The organism is Pseudomonas sp. JL23 (assembly GCF_056933585.1).
In genome coordinates, this window is record NZ_CM167795.1 from 5,765,105 (window position 1) to 5,783,896 (window position 18,792).

An 18,792-nucleotide genomic window follows, 5' to 3' on the forward strand; every position below is an offset into this window, starting at 1 on the left:
ATGGCGAGGGCCTTGGGAAGAGTGCTGCCGGGACAGCCTCCGTTATGACCTTTTGATAGCGGGATTGGAAGCGCCGCAGCGCTCCCGATCCGGGTTTTTTATCGAGTTGTGACCTGCACCTGCATCAGCGCGCCCAACTGCTCCGGTTTGCCTTCGACCACCACCAGATAACGGCGCTGATCGGCACTGTCGTTCTGCACAATCTGGCGGATCGGCCCGATGGTGTTGACGATGGCCGAACCGGCCGGGTTGGTCATGAAGGCGGCCAGCGGTTCAAGCGTGCCGCCGCCATCGGCCTGAGTCGACAGCGCCAGGGTGTAGGGCTGCTTCGGATTAAGACCGGTCACCGCAGCCTGCAACACCTGAGTCAGGCCCTGGCTGAACAGCGTCACGCTGGTCGGCGCCTTGTCGGTGGATTTGCCCGCCGCCTGCAGCGCCAGATGCACCGCCTGCCCGGCGACGCCCAATGGTTTCAGGTTGTCTGTGCCTGGGCCTTTGCTCACGGCATTGGGTACGTAGGCAATCGCCTGAGGCGCCTGGCCGATAGGCACATTGCCGATCACGGTGTTGCTCAAGGTGTCGATCACCGCCAGGGCATCGGCGTTTTCCAGGCCGACATAGACCCGCGTGCCATCGCCCGACGGCCACACACCATGAGGCAGGTTGCCTACTGGAATGGTCGCCACTTTCTCGAAGGTATCCGTGCGATAGACCTGCACCTCATTCAGCCCGCCCACGGTGATATAGGCGAACGAACCATGGGCGTTGTTCACTAGATTGACGTGGTTGGCGATGGGCCCGATATCCAGAGTCTTGATCAGCTTGAATGGCGGCGTGGCTTCGAATACCTGGGCTTTGCCGACGTCCTTGAGGGTGAACCAGACCTGTTTGCCATCAGCGGATGCGGCGATATTCGGGCAGAACGGGCTGGCCTGCTCGACGTGACCGACGATTTTGTGACTGGCCACGGCGACTACTACTGTTTCCGGGTTGAACGACGAGCAGACGTAACCGTATTTGCCGTCCGGGGAGAAAATCTGCATGCCGGGGCCGGCCGGGGTCTTGATCCGGGTTTTCTCGGCGTAGGTATGGGCGTCGAGGACCGACACATAATCTTCGCCGCGCACCGTCACCCACACCTCCTTGCCATCCGGGGTGAAGAACGCCTCATGCGGCGCCCGGCCGACGTAGGTTTTGTGCTTGACCGTGTTGGTCTCGGTATCGATGAATGACACCGAGTTGGTGCCAATGGACACCACCGCCAGGGTCTTGTGATCCGGCGAGAAGCCCAGGCCGTGGACCAATACTTCGCCCCGGTACAGCGGGCTGAGGTTGCCCGGTTGCGGATCGCCGAGGCTGATCACACCCAGCAACTTGTTATCCACCGGGTCGGTAACCGACAGGGTGTTGGAGAACTGCTCGGAAGCGTACACCCGGTCCTGATGGCTGACCGGAATGTCCTTGGCCGACGCCTTGCCGGGGATCTGCCCGGCCATGGCCGCAAGGGAACCGCTGAATAGCGCGCAGGCCAGCAGCGCCAGGGGGAAGTTTGGCATTTTCATTGTTATGTCCTTCGGGTCAGGGTTTGACGGGGGCTATCTGGGTGGGGGATGCAATCGAGGGTGGCAGCGGGTCGCCCAGGGCCAGGCGCATCGCGGCAATTTCCTGCTGCTGCTCAACGATGATTTCCTGGGCCATGCGCTTGAGTTGGTCGTTGTGACCGTACTTGAGCAGGGTCACGGCCATATCGATGGCGCCCTGATGGTGGGCGGTCATGCTGGTGACGAAATCGCGGTCTATATCGCCGCTGGGCTGGGCGCCCATGCCGGCCATCATCTTGTCCATGGCGGCATCGTTTTCGGCGAGAAACGGCGCTTCGGCGCTGACCGCCTCAGGCGCCGGGCCGTGGTCATGACCTTCATGGGCCATGGCGCCGCTCATGCAGGTCAATAGAAACAGGCCGAAAGCGCAGAGCAGGCTGTGCCGCGACGGGGTGCGTTCAAGGTTCAGCACTGGCGTTTCCTCCGTAAAGAAAGGGTTCGTCAGTGGGACGCAGGGCCTAGGCCCCTATTCCATGCTCGATGAATTTTTTTACAACGCTCGACGAAATGCCTGACGGGTCCGTTCGATATAGCGCGTCACCGCCGGGGCCTTTTCGAAGCGTCGATGGATCAGCGACAACCACGACGAACCGCTGCTGCCCTTGATCGACCGATACAACACATTGGGCAGGCTCAAGTGGCCAACCACCGACTCCGGCACCACCGCCACACCCTGGCCCAACGACACCAAGGCAATCACCGCCAGCAGGCCGCCGGGCTGCGGCCCCAGAGTCGGCGCGTAACCGCCGTCGGTGGCGACCTGCAAGGTGCCGTTGATTTGCTCGGGCAGGATAAAAGTCTCGTTCTGCAGATGCTCGACGCTGATTTCCGGCAAACGCCGCAGCCAGGAGTCCGACGACAAGGCCAGGACAAATCCTTCGGCATCCAGGCGCACGGCCTCCACACCTTCAGGCAGATTCATCGGCGAACGCACGTAGCCAATATCAAAACGCCCTTCGGCAATCAGGCTCGGCAAGCTGGCCATGGGGCTTTCGTGCAGGCTCAGGGTGACGTCCGGATGCTCACGACTGAAGCCCTGCACCTGCTTTTGCAGCACTCCCGAATAGACTGCCGACGCCACATAACCCAACTCAATATGCCCGGTGTCACCCCGCCCGGCGCGTTGGGCGCTGCGTTGCGCCAGCTCGAACTGGCGCACCGTCGCCTCGGCCTCGCGCACCAATGCCGCGCCCGCTTCGGTCAGGCTGATTTCGCGCTGCTGGCGCACGAACAGGCGCGTGCCCAAGGCCTGTTCCATGTCCTGAATCTGCCGACTAAGGGTCGGCGTGGCGATACCCAGTTGCTCGGCGGCGCGGGTGAAATTGCGCTGACGGGCGACTTCGAGAAAGTAGCGGAAATGACGTATTTCCATAATTGTGTTAGCTCAAAGGTAATGAAGAGGCGAGGACGACCTAATAAAGGCGCCCAGGCAGCGGGATAAGCTGGCAGCAGACCAAAAATAGAGAGTTTCAGCCATGCGCGTCAAATCCGTTTTACTGCCTCTTGCCTTCAGTTTCGTCGTTACTAACGCTTTAGCGGCGCTGCCAGAATCCAACATTGCTCACAAAGCAATACTGGATCTAGGTACCGCCCAACAACTGCTCATGGCCGCGCAACGCACCGCCGAAGCCGGCCATTGGCCTTGCGCCATAGCCATCGTCGACGACGGCGGCTGGCCAATCCTTACAGCGCGTATGGACGGCGCCCCGGTGGTGGCCGGTATCGAACTGGCCGAGGGCAAAGCGCGCACTTCGGCACTGTTCAAACGCCCTTCCGGGGATCTGGAAAACGCCATCAATGGCGGGCGTCAGGCGGCCATCACCGCCGGGCTCTTGATGATGAAAGGCGCGCAGCCCATTGTGGTCGAAGGCCGGGTGGTAGGCGCGATCGGCATCAGCGCCGACACCCCGGCCCATGACGACGAAATCGCCCTGGCCGCCGTCGCCGCGTTGCGCCCGCAGGTGCAGCCATGAGCCCACGGCAGACCCTGCTTACCGCGTCGGGGGTGTGCTCGCTGATCGTCCTCGACACCAATATCGTCGCCGTCACCCTGCCAAGCATTGCCCGGGACTTGGGGGCCAATTTCGCTGATATCGAATGGGTGGTCAGCGCCTACATGCTCGCCTTCGCCGCCCTGCTGCTGCCGGCGGGCAGCCTGGCCGACCGCTTCGGTCGCAAGAAAACCCTGCTCTGCGGCCTGGGTATTTTCATTCTCGCGTCCCTGGGTTGCGGCGCCGCGCCCAATGCGTTGTTTTTGGACATCGCTCGGGCCTGCAAGGGTATCGGCGCGGCGCTGCTGCTGACCTCGGCCTTGGCCACCATCGGCCATACCTTTCATGACGAAGTCGAACGGGCCAAGGCCTGGGCATTCTGGGGCGCCTGCATGGGCGTGGCGATGACCGCCGCACCCACTGTCGGCGGGCTGATTACTCAGTACATCGGCTGGCGTTGGATCTTCTACCTCAACCTGCCGGTGGGCCTGCTGTTGATGCTGATGGTGCAGCGCTGCGTACCCGAATCCCGTGACAGCCTCGCCGCACGCCTCGACCCCTGGGGCAGCCTCACCTTCAGCGGCAGCCTGCTGTGCCTGATCTGGGGCCTGATCGAGGCCAATCGTATCGGTTGGAACAGCTCGCTGACCTCTGCACGCCTGCTCGGTGGCGTCGCATTGCTGGGGCTGTTCGTACTGATCGAGCGCACCCAACAGCGGCCCATGGTCGACCTCGCCCTGCTACGCCATCCACGCTTTATCGGAGCGTTGCTGGGTATGTTCAGCTACGCCGGCTGCGCCCAGGTGATGATGACCCTGCTGCCGTTTTACCTGCAAAACGGCTTGGGCTTTTCCGCCATTGCCTCGGGCCTGGGCATGCTGCCCTTTGCCGCGACCATGCTGATTTTCCCGCGTATCGGCGCACGTCTGGCCGGTCACTACAGCCCGGCAACGCTGATGGCGCTAGGGTTGATTCTGGTTGGCAGTGGCAACCTGCTCAGCGCCTGGGCCGCCCATCTCGGCGGCTACCTCAGCTTCGCCCTGGCCATCGCCGTAACCGGCGCTGGCGCCGGGCTGCTCAATGGTGACACGCAGAAAAACATCATGGCCTGCGCACCCCGCGACCGCACCGGCATGGCCTCGGGCATGAGCACTACCATGCGCTTTAGCGCCATCGTGCTGGCCATCGGTGTGTTTGGCGCGCTGCTGGCCAGTCATAGCGAACAGCTGTTGCAAGCAAGCTTGAGTGATGTCGCCCCGCAGTGGCTGGATCAAGCCCGAGGCATCACAGCGCGAGTCGTCGCCGGGGATATGCCTGCCGCTATGGGCTTGTTGCCGGACAGCGCGCGGCAACAGATCGAACCGCTGGCACGACAGGCGTTTGTCGGCGGGTTCGTGGTGCTGCTGTGGGTTGCGGGGTTATTGGCACTGCTTGGGGCCGTAGTGGTAGGAAGTTTGATGCGCAGGCCGATACCAACGCCGTATCCCTGACATCGCACAAGACTGTAGGACCGGCTTTAGCCGGGAGGGCTGAAGCAGAGGACTCACTGACTGGACATGATCTGTGGGACCGGCTTTAGCCGGGAAGACGGCATGACAGACGACACCTATGTATCGAATGTACGAATTGCTTCCCGGCTGAAGCCGGTCCCACAAAAGCACAGCCTCACTCCAGGCCCAGGTGAGAATCAGGCAATGGAGCGCACCACCCCACCATCCACCCGCATCGCCGCGCCCGTCGTCGCGCTGGCCTGGGTCGAAGCCAGGTAAACCGCGAGGTTGGCGACTTCCTCGACACTGGCCAGGCGTTGAATGATCGAACTGGGGCGATGCTCCGCGATGAAATCTCGCTCAAGGCTCTCCACGCTCTTGCCGCTGTCTTTGGCCAACTGTGCAATGAAGCCGCCCACGCCTTCGGAGCGAGTCGGGCCGGGCAGGATGGCATTGACGGTCACGCCGCTGCCGGCCAGGGTTTCGGCAAGGCCACGGGACACCGCCAGCAAGGCGGTCTTGGTCATGCCGTAATGGACCATTTCGGTGGGGATCTGCAGCCCCGACTCACTGGACAGGAACTGCACCCGGCCCCAACCCCGCTCGACCATTCCCGGGGCATAGAAGCGCGACAGGCGCACGGCGCTCAGTACGTTGACGTCGAAGAAACGGCTCCACTCTTCGTCGGTGATATCAAAAAAACCCTTGGGCTCGAAGATGCCCAGGTTGTTGACCAGAATGTCGGTCTGCGGCACCTGTTCGAACAGCCTTTGCGCGCCTTCGACCGTGCTCAGGTCAGCCGCCAGCCCCAGCAGTTTTGCTTCCGGGAATTGCACGCGAATACCTGCGATGGCCGCATCAACGCGCTCCTGACTACGGCCATTGATCACTACTTCGGCACCCGCCTCGGCCAGCCCCGTGGCAATGGCCAGGCCGATACCGGCGGTTGAACCACTGACCAGCGCGTGTTTTCCATGCAAGGAGATTTTCATCAGCATCACATCCTTCGGTAGGAATCGGCCGTAGCCGCGGAAAGGACAGCTTAGCTGTCTTCGCTCATGCCGTTAGGTAACTTGAAATGCGTAAAGGTTGCGTCGGGCAATTGGGCAAAGTGCGCCTTGGCCATCTCGATAAATGGCGGTAGCGCCGGGTTGTCATTGTCTTCGCGAAAAACCATGAACATATCCGCCGTGGGCACCGCGCCTTGCAGCGGCCTGAATGCCAGCAGCCCGGGAAACAGCTCCTGAGCCGATGCCGGAACGATCGCAATGCCCAGCCCGGCCCGCACCAGCCCGAGGATGGAGTGAGTCTGTTCCAGGTAATACAGATAGCGCGGCGACACTCCGGCATTGGCAAACAAGCCGACGATACAATCGTAGAAATAACGCCCTTCCTTGGGGGAGTACATGACGAACGGCTGATGGGCCAGATCGGTCACACTCAGGGTTTGTTGGGCGGCCAGGGGATGTCCGGGGGGCATCACCACCAGCAGAGACTCGCGACGGGCCAGGTGTGCGCGCAATTCGGGTATCGGTTCGACACGACGGACAAAGCCGATATCGATCATTTTGGCGATCAACGCTTCGGTCTGACTGCCGGACACCATTTCGTGCAACTCGAAACCCACCTCTGGCAGGGACTTGCCTGCCTGATAGAGCAGATCGGGAATCATGTTGTATCCACTGACGGCGGTAAACCCCAATACCAATTGCCCCGCCTCGCCACGCGCAAGGCGCCGGGCGGCATTACCGGCCTGTTCGGTGTAAGCCAGCAGATGCTGGGCGTCGCGCAGGAAATGCTGCCCGGCCACGGTCAGGCGCACCTGACGGTTGCTGCGGTCGAGCAGTTCCACGCCCAGGGAGCGCTCAAGCAGCTGAATTTGTCGGCTCAAGGGCGGCTGGGTCATGAACATGCGCTTGGCCGCCCGACCGAAGTGCAGCTCCTCCGCCACCATCACAAAACAACGCAGTTGGTGCAGTTCCACGATTCAATTCTTGTATTGATAGATTCAGTAAGGATGTTAGACGTGAATCGCTGTTTTTCCTAGGCTGTAGCTCTGTGCACCATTCCAATAATAAATGCTCCCTTGAAGGGAGCCGGAGAGCACCATGAATGCCAAGACAGCGCCCCTTGAGGCGTCAATTGCGACCACCCGCGTCGGTCGTCAGCGCTTCGTTATCCTCGCCCTGATCTTCGTCGTTACCGTCCTCAATTATGCCGATCGGGCCACCATGTCCATCGCCGGTACCGGCGTGGTCAAGGATCTGGGCCTGGACCCGATCATGCTCGGCATGATCTTTTCGGCGTTTGCCTGGGCCTACGCCCTTGGCCAGATTCCCGGAGGCTGGTTGCTCGACCGCTTCGGTGCGCGCCGAGTCTATGGTTGCAGCCTGTTGCTCTGGTCGCTGTTCACCATGTTGCAAGGCACTGTGGGCTGGTTCGGCATCGTCGGCTCCAGCGCCGCCATGATGCTGTTCGGCATGCGCTTCATGCTGGGTCTGGTCGAATCTCCGGCCTTCCCGGCCAATAACCGGATCGTTTCGTGCTGGTTTCCCACCCGCGAACGCGGCACCGCGTCTGCGCTGTTCAACTCGGCGCAATACATGGCTGTGGTGGTCTTCGCGCCATTGATGGCATGGCTCACCCACACGTTGGGTTGGGAGCATGTATTCCTGTGGATGGGTGCGCTGGGGCTGGTGGCGACGGTGTTCTGGTTTGCCCTGTATCACGAACCGCGCAGTTATTCGCGCCTCAGTGAAGAGGAGCTGGAATACATCCGCGAAGGGGGCGGCCTGGTCGATCTGGAAGTAACGCGCAAAAGTGACAAGCCCAAGACCGACTTCAAGCAGGTCGCCCAACTGTTTACCAACCGCACGCTCTGGGCCGTTTATCTGGGGCAATACTGCATCACCGCGCTGACGTACTTCTTTATTACCTGGTTCCCGATCTATCTGATCAAGGGCCGCGGCATGACCATCATGGAAGCTGGCTGGGTGGCCGCTTTGCCTGCAGTGTGCGGCTTCTCCGGTGGCGTACTGGGCGGGTTGGTCTCCGACTACCTGATCCGCCGTGGCGTGCATCCGTCCCGTGCCCGTAAAACGCCGTTCGTCATCGGCATGGCCCTGGCGGCGAGCCTGGTCTCGGCCAACTTTGTCGACGCCAACTGGATGGTCATTGCCCTGATGGCCCTGGCGTTCTTCGGCAAGGGGTTGGCGGCTGTCGGCTGGGCCGTGCTGTCGGACACCGCACCAGAAGGCATGGTTGGCTTGAGTGGCGGCGTCTTCAATGGCATTGGCAACGTTGCCGGTATCGTTACCCCGCTGGTGATCGGCTACTTCGTCGCCACTACCGGCTCCTTCAATTCGGCCCTGTGGTTCGTCGCCGCACACGGTTTGATCGGCATCTTCGCCTACACCGTGCTGGCCGGGCGGTTTGAGCGGGTGATGATTCGTAAATAACCGGGTTCGAAACAGGCCCTGGGGGTTTACTTCAGGGCCGAATATTTTTCCCGGCGCTGTAACCGGGCAGCACTTTTCTCCGAATTAATGATGGCAAGTCGCCCATGACTGGTCTTACCTTGTCCATCATCCAGCCCGACGCGGGCGGTATTCGGAAGTATCTCCCCCATGAATCTGACGCAACTGATCCGCAACCTCTCAGGTCGTAAAAGCCCCGACAGCGAACGCCACGAACAAGAATTGCTGTCGAGCCTGCTGGTCATGGCCTGGGTGGTGGAAGCCCGCGATCCTTATACCGGTGGCCATCTGTGGCGGGTGGCGCAGTTTTGCGAGCTGTTGGCAGAAAAAGCCGGCATGGATAAAACCGAAGTGGCGCGCATTGCTCTCGGCGGCTTTGTTCACGATCTGGGTAAGATCGCCATCCCCGATGCCGTGTTGCGCAAACCCGGGCCGCTGAGCGACGAAGAATACGCGGTGATCAAGACTCACCCCGACATCGGCCATAACCTGTTGCACAGCCACCCCTTGGCCGAACTGGTCAGCGATGCCGTGCGCCTGCATCACGAAACCCCGGATGGCCGCGGCTACCCGCTGGGCCTCAAGGTCGGTGAAATCTCGCCGATGGCGGCCATCACCGGCATTTGCGATGCCTTCGATGCCATGACCAGCACCCGCCCCTATCGCGCCGGCATGCCGCAAGAGCAGGCGCTGGGGATCATCCGCAAGAACCTGGGCACGCAGTTCGATACGCGTTTCGGCGAGCTGTTTATTCAATTGGGCGAAGAGGATCGCCTGAGCCCGATCATCGGACATACCGACGAAGGCATCCCGCTGCGCCATTGCGGCATGTGCGGGCCGACCGTGACGCTGCGTCAGGTCAACAAGGCCGGGGATCATGTGTTCTGCGCGTCGTGCGGGGCCGACTATGAGTTGCAGGACGGCAAGCACGGCGCCGCCCTGGAACTGGTGGCCACCGGGCGTAATGGCACGGCCCGAGACCTTTCACCGCAGGCGGATATGCTGCTGATCCATAATCTGGTGCAGCGCACCGCACGTCATGTGCAAACCCCGCTGTCGCGGCATTGAGACCGCGACAGCAGGTCAATCAGCCAGGCTGAAAACTACACGGCCTGCTTGGGAAAATTGGACGGAAACATGGCGCGCTGCGCCGCTTCGTCCATGTCCTGCTTGAAGCTGAGATCCTTGCCCGCCTCACGGGCACGGGCCGCAGCAGGCAGCGCGTCGATACGCTGGAACCAGCGCTGAATGTTCGGGAACGGCGCGAAGGCATCGGCGACGTCCTTGAACACGCGAGGCGCCACCCGCAGCCAGCCCCAGGCAGAAATATCGGCGATGGTCAGCTCATTGCCGACGATGAAATCACGCCCCGCCAGATGCTTGTCCAGCACCTCGTAATGCCGCTCGATCTCACGCAGATAGCGATTGACCCCGTATTCGTTGCCGGCCGGTGCCGCATGCTGGAAGTGCACCGCCTGCCCGGAAAACGGGCCGATGCCGGTGCCGATGAACATCAGCCAAGACAGCAGTTCGGGCCGATCGGCCGGCGAGCCTTGCAGGCGCCCGCTCTTCTCGGCCAGGTACATCAGGATCGCGGTGGAATCGAACACCCGCACCTCAGTGCCGCCCACGCCGTCCGTGTCGATGATCGCTGGCATCTTGCCGTTGGGGTTGATGGCGCGGAATTCAGGGCTGTGCTGCTCGCCCTTGCGCGGATCCACAGGTACCAGCTCATAGGCCATGCCCAGTTCTTCAAGGGCCAGGGCGATCTTGAACGGGTTGGGTGCAGGGTTGAAGTAGAGACGGATCATCGGATTTCTCATTCAGGGGTATGGGAAAACGAGTTGTAGACAAAATCAGACAGGTCGCTGGGACCTGGGAAATTAGGCCTTTTTATTTTAGAGCAACCGTTTTAGATTAGATCAGCTGCCGTCAGGGAGCAATCCCTGAAAATCCCCAATGGAGAACACTACGCAATGGCCCGCCCCAGAGAATTCGATGAAGCCGCCGTGCTCGAAGCCGCCATCCAGTGTTTCTGGATGCATGGTTACGAGGCCACCTCGGTACGTCATCTGGCCGAACGGATGGGCATCACCGGCGCCAGCCTCTACAACGCTTTCGGTGACAAACATGCGCTGTATCAACGCGCGCTGCTGCATTACCGCGAGCAAGGCTTCGACGTCCGCGTACAACGCCTTGAAGGCAATCTGCCGCCACGACAGGCCATCGCCACCTTCTTCGACGAACTGGTCGGGATGTCTTTGAACGACCCCGAACACAAGGGCTGCCTGTTGGTGAATACAGCGTTGGAACGCTCGCCCTATGACGATGACTGCAAGACCTTGGCGACTGACTTTCTGCTCCGCGCCGAAAACTTTTTTCTGCGCTGCCTGAATACCGGCCAGGCCGATGGCAGTATCTGCCGCGCGCAACCGGCCGAAGACCTGGCACGCCTGCTGTTGAGCGTACTGCTGGGCATTCGCGTCCTGGCCAGGGCGCGCCCGGAACGCGCGCTGCTCGAAGGCATCGTGCGCCCGGTTGCGGCGCTGCTCGACCCTCCACTCCACTGATCAGGATGTGCTGCAATGATTGAGTTGTATTACTGGCCGACACCCAACGGCCACAAAATCACCCTGTTCCTCGAAGAATCAGGCCTGGACTACCGCATCCACCCGGTGGATATCAGCGCAGGCGACCAGTTCAAGCCTGAGTTCCTGAGCTTCTCGCCGAACAACCGCATGCCCGCCATCATCGATACCGCCCCGGCCGACGGCGGCGAAGCGATCACGGTGTTCGAGTCCGGCGCCATCCTGCTGTACCTGGCTGAAAAGACCGGCCGGTTCATGCCCGGCGATGTGCGCGGCAAGAAAACCGTGACCGAGTGGCTGTTCTGGCAGATGGGCGGGCTTGGGCCGATGGCCGGACAGAACCATCACTTCGGTCTGTACGCGCCGGAGAAAATCCCCTACGCAATCAATCGCTATGTCAACGAAACCAATCGCCTGTACGGCGTGCTGGACCGTCAGTTGGCCGGGCGCGAGTTCATCACCGGCGAGCACTACAGCATCGCCGATATGGCCGCGTATCCGTGGGTGGTGCCGTGGCAGAACCAGCAGCAGAACATCGATGACTTCCCGAATCTGAAGCGTTGGCTCAATGCGATTGCCGCGCGCCCGGCGACCATCGCGGCCTACGCCAAGGGCGAGCCATTGAGGAATCGGCCGACGGTGACGGAGGAAGGGAAGAAGATTCTGTTCGGGCAGACAGCGAAGACCTCACAGCGCAACTGACCTGTGTGCGGCTTCAGCCGGGAATAGGCGGGCAGGATCGATGTATTTCTATCGCCTGCACCATTGCCTTCCCGGCTAAAGCCGGTCCCACAGAAAAGCATTCAGCCTTCGCCCGGTATTTATCTTTGCACTGACTGTGGGACCGGCTTCAGCCGGGAATAGGCAGGCAGCGTCGATGTATTTCTATCGCCTGCACCATTGCCTTCCCGGCTAAAGCCGGTCCCACAAGGCTGTTCAATGATCAGCTCAAGCGGAAGCGCGAAGTATTGTCGCTCAGAGCCCGACTACCACGACTCAAGGTATCCGCCGCCTGATTGACCGCCCGGGCACCGTCAAGCAGACGCCCGGCGGCCTGATCGACCTGCTGGATATTGCCACTGACTTCATCTGCGGTGGTCGCCTGTTCTTCGACGGCCGTGGAGATCTGCGCCAGGGTGTCAGTCACGCCCTGCACCGCATGGGCGATTTCACCCAGGCGCTGGCCCAGGCTGGTCACCGACTGCGCGTCACTCAGGGCCTGCCCGCACGCGGCCTCCATCAAGCTGACCGCCTGACTCACCGTAGAGCGCAGGCTGTCGACAGTCCCGGCAATTTGCGCGGTGGAAGCCTGAGTGCGCTGGGAAAGACTGCGCACCTCATCGGCCACCACGGCAAAGCCACGACCCTGCTCACCGGCACGGGCCGCTTCGATGGCCGCGTTAAGCGCCAGCAGGTTGGTCTGTTCGGCAATCCCGCGAATGGCATCGACCACTGACTGAATCTGCTGCCCCTGATCGCTGACCCGGCCCAGCGCGGCGGCCGTGTCGGTCAAACGCTGATTGAGCTGTTGAATACTATCGGTGGTGCGCTGACTGTCCAGGCTGCTTTGCTCGGCAATCAGCCGGGTCTGGCGCGCGCTGTCGGACGCGTTCTCGCAACTCTTGGCTACGCCCTGGGAAGTGGCCGCCAGCTCGGTAGCCGCTGCGGCGATCTGGCTGATCTGCTGCTGCTGATCCTCGACCTCGTTCAGCGTACTGCTGGACTGGTTATTGAGGGTCAGCACCGCGCTGCCCAGTTGCTGCGTTTCATGGTTCACACCCAGCAGACTGGTGCGCAACTGCACCACCGCAACGTTAAGCGCGGTGCTGATCGCCGCCAGTTCGTCGCGCCCTTCAACCTGTACCTGGACCAACAGATTGCCATCGCGCAGGGACTCGGCCAGGGTGGTGATACCGCTGGCACTGCGGCGAATCGAAGCTTGCAGACAGGCAAACAGGTACATCGCCGCCAGCACCAGCACGCCGAAAATCACCCCGATCGGGATGAAGTGCATATTGGCTTCATCACGGAAATAGCTCAGGCGATCATTGAGAAAGTTCAGCGAGGTGCTGCGCAGGGCCGCCAGATCACCCAGCAGGCCGTCCACACTGTGTTCAAAATCGTCAGGTTTGAGGGTGATGGAACCGGCAAACACGCCGTCATCCAGGACTTTCAGCTCCTTGTTGAGGCGCTCGATACTGGATTTGTATTGGTCGTTCCAGGGTTTGAGTTCGGGAGGCAGCTTGGCCTGCAGCGAACCACCGATCTTGAGCAACTGATCCTGGGCGTCGCCGATGCGGCTTCGCAGATCACGCATCTGCAAGCGGCTTTGCATGCTGAACTGGCCGCTGATAATGGAAGTCTGGCCGATACTGGCCATTCGCCCGACACGCTCGATCAGCTCGGGCGCCTGTGTCGTGGCGATCTGCATCAGCATGTAGGTTTCCAGCCAGGGGTCGAGGATCAGGCCACTGTCCATGGCGATCTGCTCGCGCAGCGCCTGCAGGGCATTCAGGGCATTGGTGAAGCGGTCATAGCCGTCCGGCCACCAGCCCACCGTGCGCATGGCAGCGGTATCCATGCCGCTCACGGCTGCCTGCAAGGCCTGGAAACGAGCCATGATCTCAGGAGAGGCGTTTTCATTCTTGAGCACCATGCCGAGGGTCTCGACGGATTTGCTCATCTGCGGAGCCGCCGCATCCATCGCAGCCATGGTCGCTTTGGTCGCATCACTCTGCACGCGCAGAATGTCCGAAGCCTTCCAGCGTGCCGCGCGGTCACGCTGTGCGGACAACTGACCGTCGAGGGCATCAAGGGCCAGCAACTGGCGTACCCCGGCCTTCTCCCCGGCAATTACCGCCAGCTTGTCCTGATAGTCCCGGCCGATCATCCACATACTGCCAAGCAGCGGCAGCATGAACAGAAGGAACAGCACTTGAAACTTCCTGGCGAAACCAAAACGCCCGAGCAGGCGCATTCCCGGTAATAAAAGACCTTGCATGCTCGTTTACTCCCCTCTACATCTTGCCAAGACGGCAAAAAAGGCTACAGGCAAAATGCCATGCTGCTGATTTAATAGCGATAGCCGTACATCCCTCTCGTTGAGGCATGCAGTGGACTCCGCCCATTTTTGCGTTCGTCTCTTGTGGAAAGCGCCGCATCGGATAGCACATAGCAAGAATTGGACCGTGCCCAAGGACGACATCCACGTATCTTTCAGTCGGAAAACCGAACGAATTTAGCCGAGTGCACATTCTGTATTTTTTCGCCCCAAAAAGGCCCACAGCGTTATCGGCGGTCGTCCTTGTTCACTAGGAAAATACCCTACGCCGTCCCGCCATCTATCGCTAAAACCCTTACCGGCTGCGACATACGACTTAACACCTACCTGCCACTGCGAAAAGACTCAGCAAAGGCGGCAGGGCGTGCCAGAGAGGATTGACCCTGTATCAAAGGTAGCAACTTGACATTAAGCAATGACGACACTTCTGTATTGCCTGTCTATCGGCACAACCGCACGCGGCCCCATCCGGTTTACCGAATCAGGCCAAGACGATAACTGTCACTGGAGGAAACATCCGGACACACGCAGGCGCACACAAAAGGTGCAAAATCCAGGTAACAAAATAGTGCACAACCAGAATAGAAGAGCGGCAGGAAAAGACGGGAGAAGAACCGAACCACGCATCGCGAGCTAAGCGTTTGATCACAAGCAATTATTTTTCAATACAACGCTTGACACCTCCCCCTTATCCACGAATAATGCGCGCCACTTGGCTACATAGCTCAGTTGGTTAGAGCATAGCATTCATAATGCTGGGGTCCGGGGTTCAAGTCCCTGTGTAGCCACCAAGTACCGATCCATAGATGTCTACAGCAGTCTATGAATCACCTCAAGAAGCCCGCCTAGTGCGGGCTTTCTTGTTTCTGGCTGTATCTCCTTCTCCGTCGTGCCCCACGTGCATCCTCTGAAATAACTGAACCTAGGGGATACAAGCCATGAAAAGATCCGAAATCAAGCGCCGCCCCCTCTCCGACACGGCTTTAACAAGGCTCAGTATCTGGAGCAGCGCAGGACCATGACGTAATGGTACGGCGACTTCTTGGACGGGCTTGAAGGCGGCGATAGTTCGTGCACAGGTAACCAAGCCCGGCCCAGCGCCGGGCTTTTCGTATCTGCCCTACCCCATTCGCTTCATAGATAATTCCATCTTGCCCATAAGGTCTCTCTGCTCTCTCAGCGAGAGCACCAACCTGGCTATGGACCTGCTGGTAGAAAGCTCAGACAAAGGCATGTTTGCTACATACAACTCGATATCGCCTGATTCGGGATTAATGAGCTTCACCGAGAAACTGTCGTTTGCACCGATGACGCATTCGCACCTCGAGGGTAAAAACGCTGTTTCAAGAACTCGCTGGATATCTGGTTTTGAATGCATCGTGCGTCCTCTGCTGGCCAATAGTTTCATCAAGAATAGACAACCCTACGCCGATTTGTTGCAGATCAAAGCCCGTCCAAGCGCCAGGCTTTTTCGCTCCAAGCCTGCGGCATCCTAGCCCTGTTCGTCGGGATGTTCGCGCTGACCGTTGTTATCGCGCTCATGACCGGCGCAGCCGAAAAGGCGTTTCGCTGGTAACCAAGTACCGTATAGACGCTTCCAACGACGCGTCCAGACAAACAAGAAACCCGCCTGGTGCGTGTTTTCTCGTTTCTGGGGTTTGGCTTTTCAGCAGCCTGCCCCTCCTCTTCAAGCTTGACCGGCGGCACACCAGCGCTCAAAGATGCAGCGCCTGTGTGGCAAGACCCGGTCCGGGATGTTGAAGCCGGAACTCCATTCAGGCGCAAGCAATGCAGGAGTTTAGCCTATGACCAAGAAGCAACTGCAAGACCTCCCGACAGCGACCGCTGCTGACATCGAAAGATCTATCCAGGCCCTGAACAAAATGGCGGAACGCCTTTGGGGAGATGGCCGGGAAGCCGAGGCCAAAGCCCTTCTCGATGCGCTGGATGCTCTGAATCGGGCACTTGATCGGATCAGGATTGGGGAGAGTCGCAAGGTTCTTCATTAGGGTGTATGCATCAGCCGCAGACTGTTGGGGTAGACGAATCAAGAAGCTCATCACTCTAGCGCTAACCGTTTCCCGGCCATGACTGTGCAAAACCGGTCCCAACTCAAACGATCCATACTTGTGCCTCAAACCCTATTCCCGATGAACCGAACGCGTTGGAGTCCCGAATGTTCAGCCACATTACCGTCGGAACAAACGATCTTGATCAGGCCGCAGCTTTCTATGACGCCGTATTGATCCCCCTGGGGCTGCGCCGTCGTGCGGTGACCCCTGACGGTGGGCCGCCTGCGGCCTGCTGGATCAAGCCAGACACCCCGTTGCCGCGCTTTTATGTGTACAGCCCTTACGACCGCAAAGACGCCGGGACCGGAAATGGCAGCATGGTCGCATTCACTGCTCCAGCACCGGATGCCGTCGATCAGGCTTATGCCGCCGGCCTGCTCGCAGGCGGGACCGACGAAGGTAAACCCGGCCCGCGTCCGCACTACGGTGAGGGGTACTACGGCGCCTATTTGCGCGACCCTGATGGCAATAAGGTGCATATCGCCCATCGTGGGGATTTGCACTTGCCTGCGTAAGGGTCATCTACGTCAGCATGCTCGGTATCTGCCTCAGTCCCGCCAGGGTTAATGACGTCCCCCTACAATTGGGGCGTATCATCCGGGTCAACCCATACGCTGATTGAGGTTTTTGCTAACGCTCATTGGCTTACCTTACTCACTGCGCCGCCGGAAAATGATGGGTCTCAATCTCCTGAAACTCGCTCGCCTTCCTGCCAATCAGCCTGTCAGGGCTGAACTCCGCCAGCAGGGCCGGCCGTGAGCCGGTGAGTATGTCCTCGGCAACCAGATTCCCCAGTGCTGGCGCCAGGGTCATGCCGCTATGGGTAGCCACCACATAGACGCGCTTGCGGTCGGTCACGTAGCCCACAGCTGGCAAGCCATCGGCCGGGCGTGAGCGTTGGCCTACCACTATCTGCTCGAGCTGAACGCCAGCGCTGTTGCGCATTACCTGCGCCAGCCTCGCCATCATTTCCCGCCCAACCGGGCTATCGACAGCGGGCACTCGCGCGGGATCGGCCTGATGGTCAATGTCGAGCACCTGCAACAGCAGGCGACCGCCGCCGTCAGGTCTGATGTTGATGTCCGGCGTGATCAGGTTGGCGCGCAGCTGGATCTGCGTCGGCGAGGTATGGCCAAGGAAACTGCAGCCGATGCGTCCGGGTTGATCGGCATCCACCATGGCCAGCTCTACCCCCAGAGTCGCCAGCAATGGCGCGCTCCAGCGACCGACTGCACTGACCGCGATATCGCCCTCCCAGCAGGAGCCATTGCTCAACTGCAAGCGCACGCCGCAGGCTTGTTCGTCGATACCGCTGACTCGTTGATGCTCGAGAAGGGTTACGCCGTTCTGAATGGCTTCGGCGCGCAGAAAGGCAACGAACAGCGCCGGGCATAGCAATGACTCGTCGGGGAAGCTCCAGATCGGCACCGATTCGGCTGGCAGGATCAGTTCGGGCAGAGATCTGGCCAGGGCCTGCCGCTCCACCGGGATTGCGGCGTAGCCCTTGGCGATCAGGGATTCGACGCGCTTTTGCAGACGTGCGGCTTCGCTCGGCTCTGCGGCCCATTCCAGGGTGCCGCACTCATCCAGCCAGCGAACCTGAGATGGGCTCTGCTGTTGCAGAAGACGATGGGCGTTCATTCCGGCAACGTTGAGTGCGTGATAGGCGTCCGGTGATTTGCCGTTGGAATTGACCCAGGCATAACTCGTGGCACTGGTTCCTGAACCGACCGTCGCGGCCTCCAGCAACGTAACTGAAGCGCCCTGCAGTGCCAAGCTGCGGGCCACAGACAAACCGACGACACCGGCGCCTATAACGGCGATTTTCTGTTTCAAGCTGTCATTCCTCGTGTATGACGATGGTAGGAGCCAACTTGTTGGCGAGACGATTTACTCGGTGTGTCAGGTAGTCCCGCTCGCGAATACGTTCGCTCCTACCCGGCTCCGCCGCTTCGGTTACTCAAAAACAGGCGCCAATCTCGCCAGCACGTCCTCCATGATATCTGCTGGCAAAGTATCTATCTTGCGCCCATTACGGGCGCCAAGATCAAGTGAACGGGGCTGATCACAACGAATGACACCGGTTGTCGCGATGCCGGTTATAGGCACGGCAAAACCCGTGCGACGGGCAAAGTCGCCACCACTGGTGATCGGGCAGATCACGGGCAGTCCGGTCGCCTGATTGAATGCCTGCGGCGATACAATCAGGACGGGGCGGGAGCCTTGCTGCTCGTGCCCTTTTGTTGGATCCAGAGAGACCAGGTAGATATCACCTCGCCTCATATCAACTCACCACCGACAACGGGAGCATCCAGCCATTCACGCTCTTCGGCCGATTGCGGTTGGGAATAGTCTGAAGCAGCCAACAACTCTGCCAGCGTATAGCGAGGTCGGGGGTTCGGAGTGAGCACCAGACGCCCCTGTTCAATGCTCAGGTTCACCGCTGAACCGGCTTGCAGATGCAGTTGATCGAGGAATGCGGGGGGGACAACCAGCATTATTGAGCCTCCTAC

Annotated in this window: 19 protein-coding genes and 1 tRNA gene; 9 read left to right on the plus strand and 11 right to left on the minus strand. The window is 60.2% G+C overall.

Translation table 11 applies throughout. From position 1 onward, the window contains the following. Positions 1–98 precede the first annotated feature (98 nt). The 3 genes from AC1Z24_RS26595 to AC1Z24_RS26605 form a co-directional block, all read right to left on the minus strand. Positions 99–1,562, minus strand: a complete 1,464-nt coding sequence (locus AC1Z24_RS26595) for a YncE family protein (protein WP_483743368.1) — start codon at positions 1,560–1,562, stop codon at positions 99–101. A 16-nt stretch (positions 1,563–1,578) separates the two neighbouring features. Continuing rightward, entirely contained in the window at positions 1,579–2,013 is a 435-nt protein-coding gene (locus tag AC1Z24_RS26600; RefSeq protein ID WP_483743369.1) for a DUF305 domain-containing protein, read from the minus strand. Positions 2,014–2,091: 78 nt separating this feature from the next. Next, the gene (locus AC1Z24_RS26605; protein WP_483743370.1) at positions 2,092–2,973 is read right to left on the minus strand and encodes a LysR family transcriptional regulator; all 882 of its coding nucleotides are present in this window, start codon (positions 2,971–2,973) and stop codon (positions 2,092–2,094) included. 103 nt (positions 2,974–3,076) lie between these two features. Here AC1Z24_RS26605 and AC1Z24_RS26610 point away from each other — a divergent pair, with 103 nt between their 5' ends. Together AC1Z24_RS26610 and AC1Z24_RS26615 are read left to right on the plus strand one after the other, a co-directional pair. Next, positions 3,077–3,574: a GlcG/HbpS family heme-binding protein gene (locus AC1Z24_RS26610; protein WP_483743371.1), complete on the plus strand. Its 498-nt coding sequence runs from the start codon at positions 3,077–3,079 to the stop codon at positions 3,572–3,574. Next, a complete protein-coding gene (locus AC1Z24_RS26615; protein WP_483743372.1) occupies positions 3,571–5,082 on the plus strand; it encodes an MFS transporter in 1,512 nt (503 codons plus the stop codon). The genes AC1Z24_RS26610 and AC1Z24_RS26615 overlap by 4 nt, the downstream gene beginning before the upstream one ends. A gap of 197 nt (positions 5,083–5,279) precedes the next feature. On the opposite strand, the gene AC1Z24_RS26620 is transcribed toward AC1Z24_RS26615, so the two are convergent. Both AC1Z24_RS26620 and AC1Z24_RS26625 read right to left on the minus strand, forming a co-directional pair. Next, entirely contained in the window at positions 5,280–6,074 is a 795-nt protein-coding gene (locus tag AC1Z24_RS26620; RefSeq protein WP_483743373.1) for an SDR family NAD(P)-dependent oxidoreductase, read from the minus strand. Between the two features lie 50 nt (positions 6,075–6,124). Then, on the minus strand, positions 6,125–7,066 hold the full coding sequence (locus AC1Z24_RS26625) for a LysR family transcriptional regulator (protein ID WP_483743374.1): 942 nt from the start codon (positions 7,064–7,066) through the stop codon (positions 6,125–6,127). A gap of 124 nt (positions 7,067–7,190) precedes the next feature. On the opposite strand from AC1Z24_RS26625, the gene AC1Z24_RS26630 reads away from it, so the two are divergent. Both AC1Z24_RS26630 and AC1Z24_RS26635 read left to right on the plus strand, forming a co-directional pair. Beyond that, positions 7,191–8,540 carry an MFS transporter gene (locus AC1Z24_RS26630; protein WP_483743375.1) on the plus strand — a complete coding sequence of 450 codons (1,350 nt, stop codon included), beginning with the start codon at positions 7,191–7,193 and terminating at the stop codon, positions 8,538–8,540. A gap of 168 nt (positions 8,541–8,708) precedes the next feature. Then, positions 8,709–9,626: an HD-GYP domain-containing protein gene (locus AC1Z24_RS26635; protein WP_483743376.1), complete on the plus strand. Its 918-nt coding sequence runs from the start codon at positions 8,709–8,711 to the stop codon at positions 9,624–9,626. Between the two features lie 35 nt (positions 9,627–9,661). Here the strand turns inward: AC1Z24_RS26635 and AC1Z24_RS26640 are convergent, their stop codons facing one another. Next, the gene (locus AC1Z24_RS26640; RefSeq protein ID WP_483743377.1) at positions 9,662–10,369 is read right to left on the minus strand and encodes a glutathione S-transferase family protein; all 708 of its coding nucleotides are present in this window, start codon (positions 10,367–10,369) and stop codon (positions 9,662–9,664) included. Between the two features lie 165 nt (positions 10,370–10,534). Here AC1Z24_RS26640 and AC1Z24_RS26645 point away from each other — a divergent pair, with 165 nt between their 5' ends. Continuing rightward, the gene (locus tag AC1Z24_RS26645) at positions 10,535–11,128 is read left to right on the plus strand and encodes a TetR/AcrR family transcriptional regulator (RefSeq protein WP_483743378.1); all 594 of its coding nucleotides are present in this window, start codon (positions 10,535–10,537) and stop codon (positions 11,126–11,128) included. Positions 11,129–11,143: 15 nt separating this feature from the next. Then, positions 11,144–11,848: a glutathione binding-like protein gene (locus AC1Z24_RS26650; protein ID WP_483743379.1), complete on the plus strand. Its 705-nt coding sequence runs from the start codon at positions 11,144–11,146 to the stop codon at positions 11,846–11,848. Between the two features lie 241 nt (positions 11,849–12,089). Here the strand turns inward: AC1Z24_RS26650 and AC1Z24_RS26655 are convergent, their stop codons facing one another. Next, entirely contained in the window at positions 12,090–14,147 is a 2,058-nt protein-coding gene (locus tag AC1Z24_RS26655) for a methyl-accepting chemotaxis protein (RefSeq protein ID WP_483743380.1), read from the minus strand. A 774-nt stretch (positions 14,148–14,921) separates the two neighbouring features. On the opposite strand from AC1Z24_RS26655, the gene AC1Z24_RS26660 reads away from it, so the two are divergent. Beyond that, a tRNA-Met gene (locus AC1Z24_RS26660) sits at positions 14,922–14,998 on the plus strand. A 329-nt stretch (positions 14,999–15,327) separates the two neighbouring features. On the opposite strand, the gene AC1Z24_RS26665 is transcribed toward AC1Z24_RS26660, so the two are convergent. After that, positions 15,328–15,585: a DUF1652 domain-containing protein gene (locus tag AC1Z24_RS26665; protein ID WP_483743381.1), complete on the minus strand. Its 258-nt coding sequence runs from the start codon at positions 15,583–15,585 to the stop codon at positions 15,328–15,330. 427 nt (positions 15,586–16,012) lie between these two features. Between AC1Z24_RS26665 and AC1Z24_RS26670 the strand changes: the two genes are divergently transcribed. Continuing rightward, positions 16,013–16,216, plus strand: coding sequence for a hypothetical protein (locus AC1Z24_RS26670; RefSeq protein WP_483743382.1), 204 nt, complete (start codon positions 16,013–16,015; stop codon positions 16,214–16,216). Positions 16,217–16,383: 167 nt separating this feature from the next. Further along, the gene (locus AC1Z24_RS26675) at positions 16,384–16,794 is read left to right on the plus strand and encodes a VOC family protein (RefSeq protein WP_483743383.1); all 411 of its coding nucleotides are present in this window, start codon (positions 16,384–16,386) and stop codon (positions 16,792–16,794) included. A 139-nt stretch (positions 16,795–16,933) separates the two neighbouring features. Here the strand turns inward: AC1Z24_RS26675 and AC1Z24_RS26680 are convergent, their stop codons facing one another. From AC1Z24_RS26680 to AC1Z24_RS26690, 3 genes are all read right to left on the minus strand, one after another. Further along, entirely contained in the window at positions 16,934–18,115 is a 1,182-nt protein-coding gene (locus AC1Z24_RS26680; protein ID WP_483743384.1) for an NAD(P)/FAD-dependent oxidoreductase, read from the minus strand. 120 nt (positions 18,116–18,235) lie between these two features. After that, complete coding sequence (locus AC1Z24_RS26685; protein ID WP_483743385.1) at positions 18,236–18,562, minus strand: type II toxin-antitoxin system PemK/MazF family toxin; 327 nt, start codon at positions 18,560–18,562, stop codon at positions 18,236–18,238. Continuing rightward, positions 18,559–18,777 carry an AbrB/MazE/SpoVT family DNA-binding domain-containing protein gene (locus tag AC1Z24_RS26690; protein WP_483743386.1) on the minus strand — a complete coding sequence of 73 codons (219 nt, stop codon included), beginning with the start codon at positions 18,775–18,777 and terminating at the stop codon, positions 18,559–18,561. The genes AC1Z24_RS26685 and AC1Z24_RS26690 overlap by 4 nt, the downstream gene beginning before the upstream one ends. Positions 18,778–18,792 lie beyond the last annotated feature (15 nt).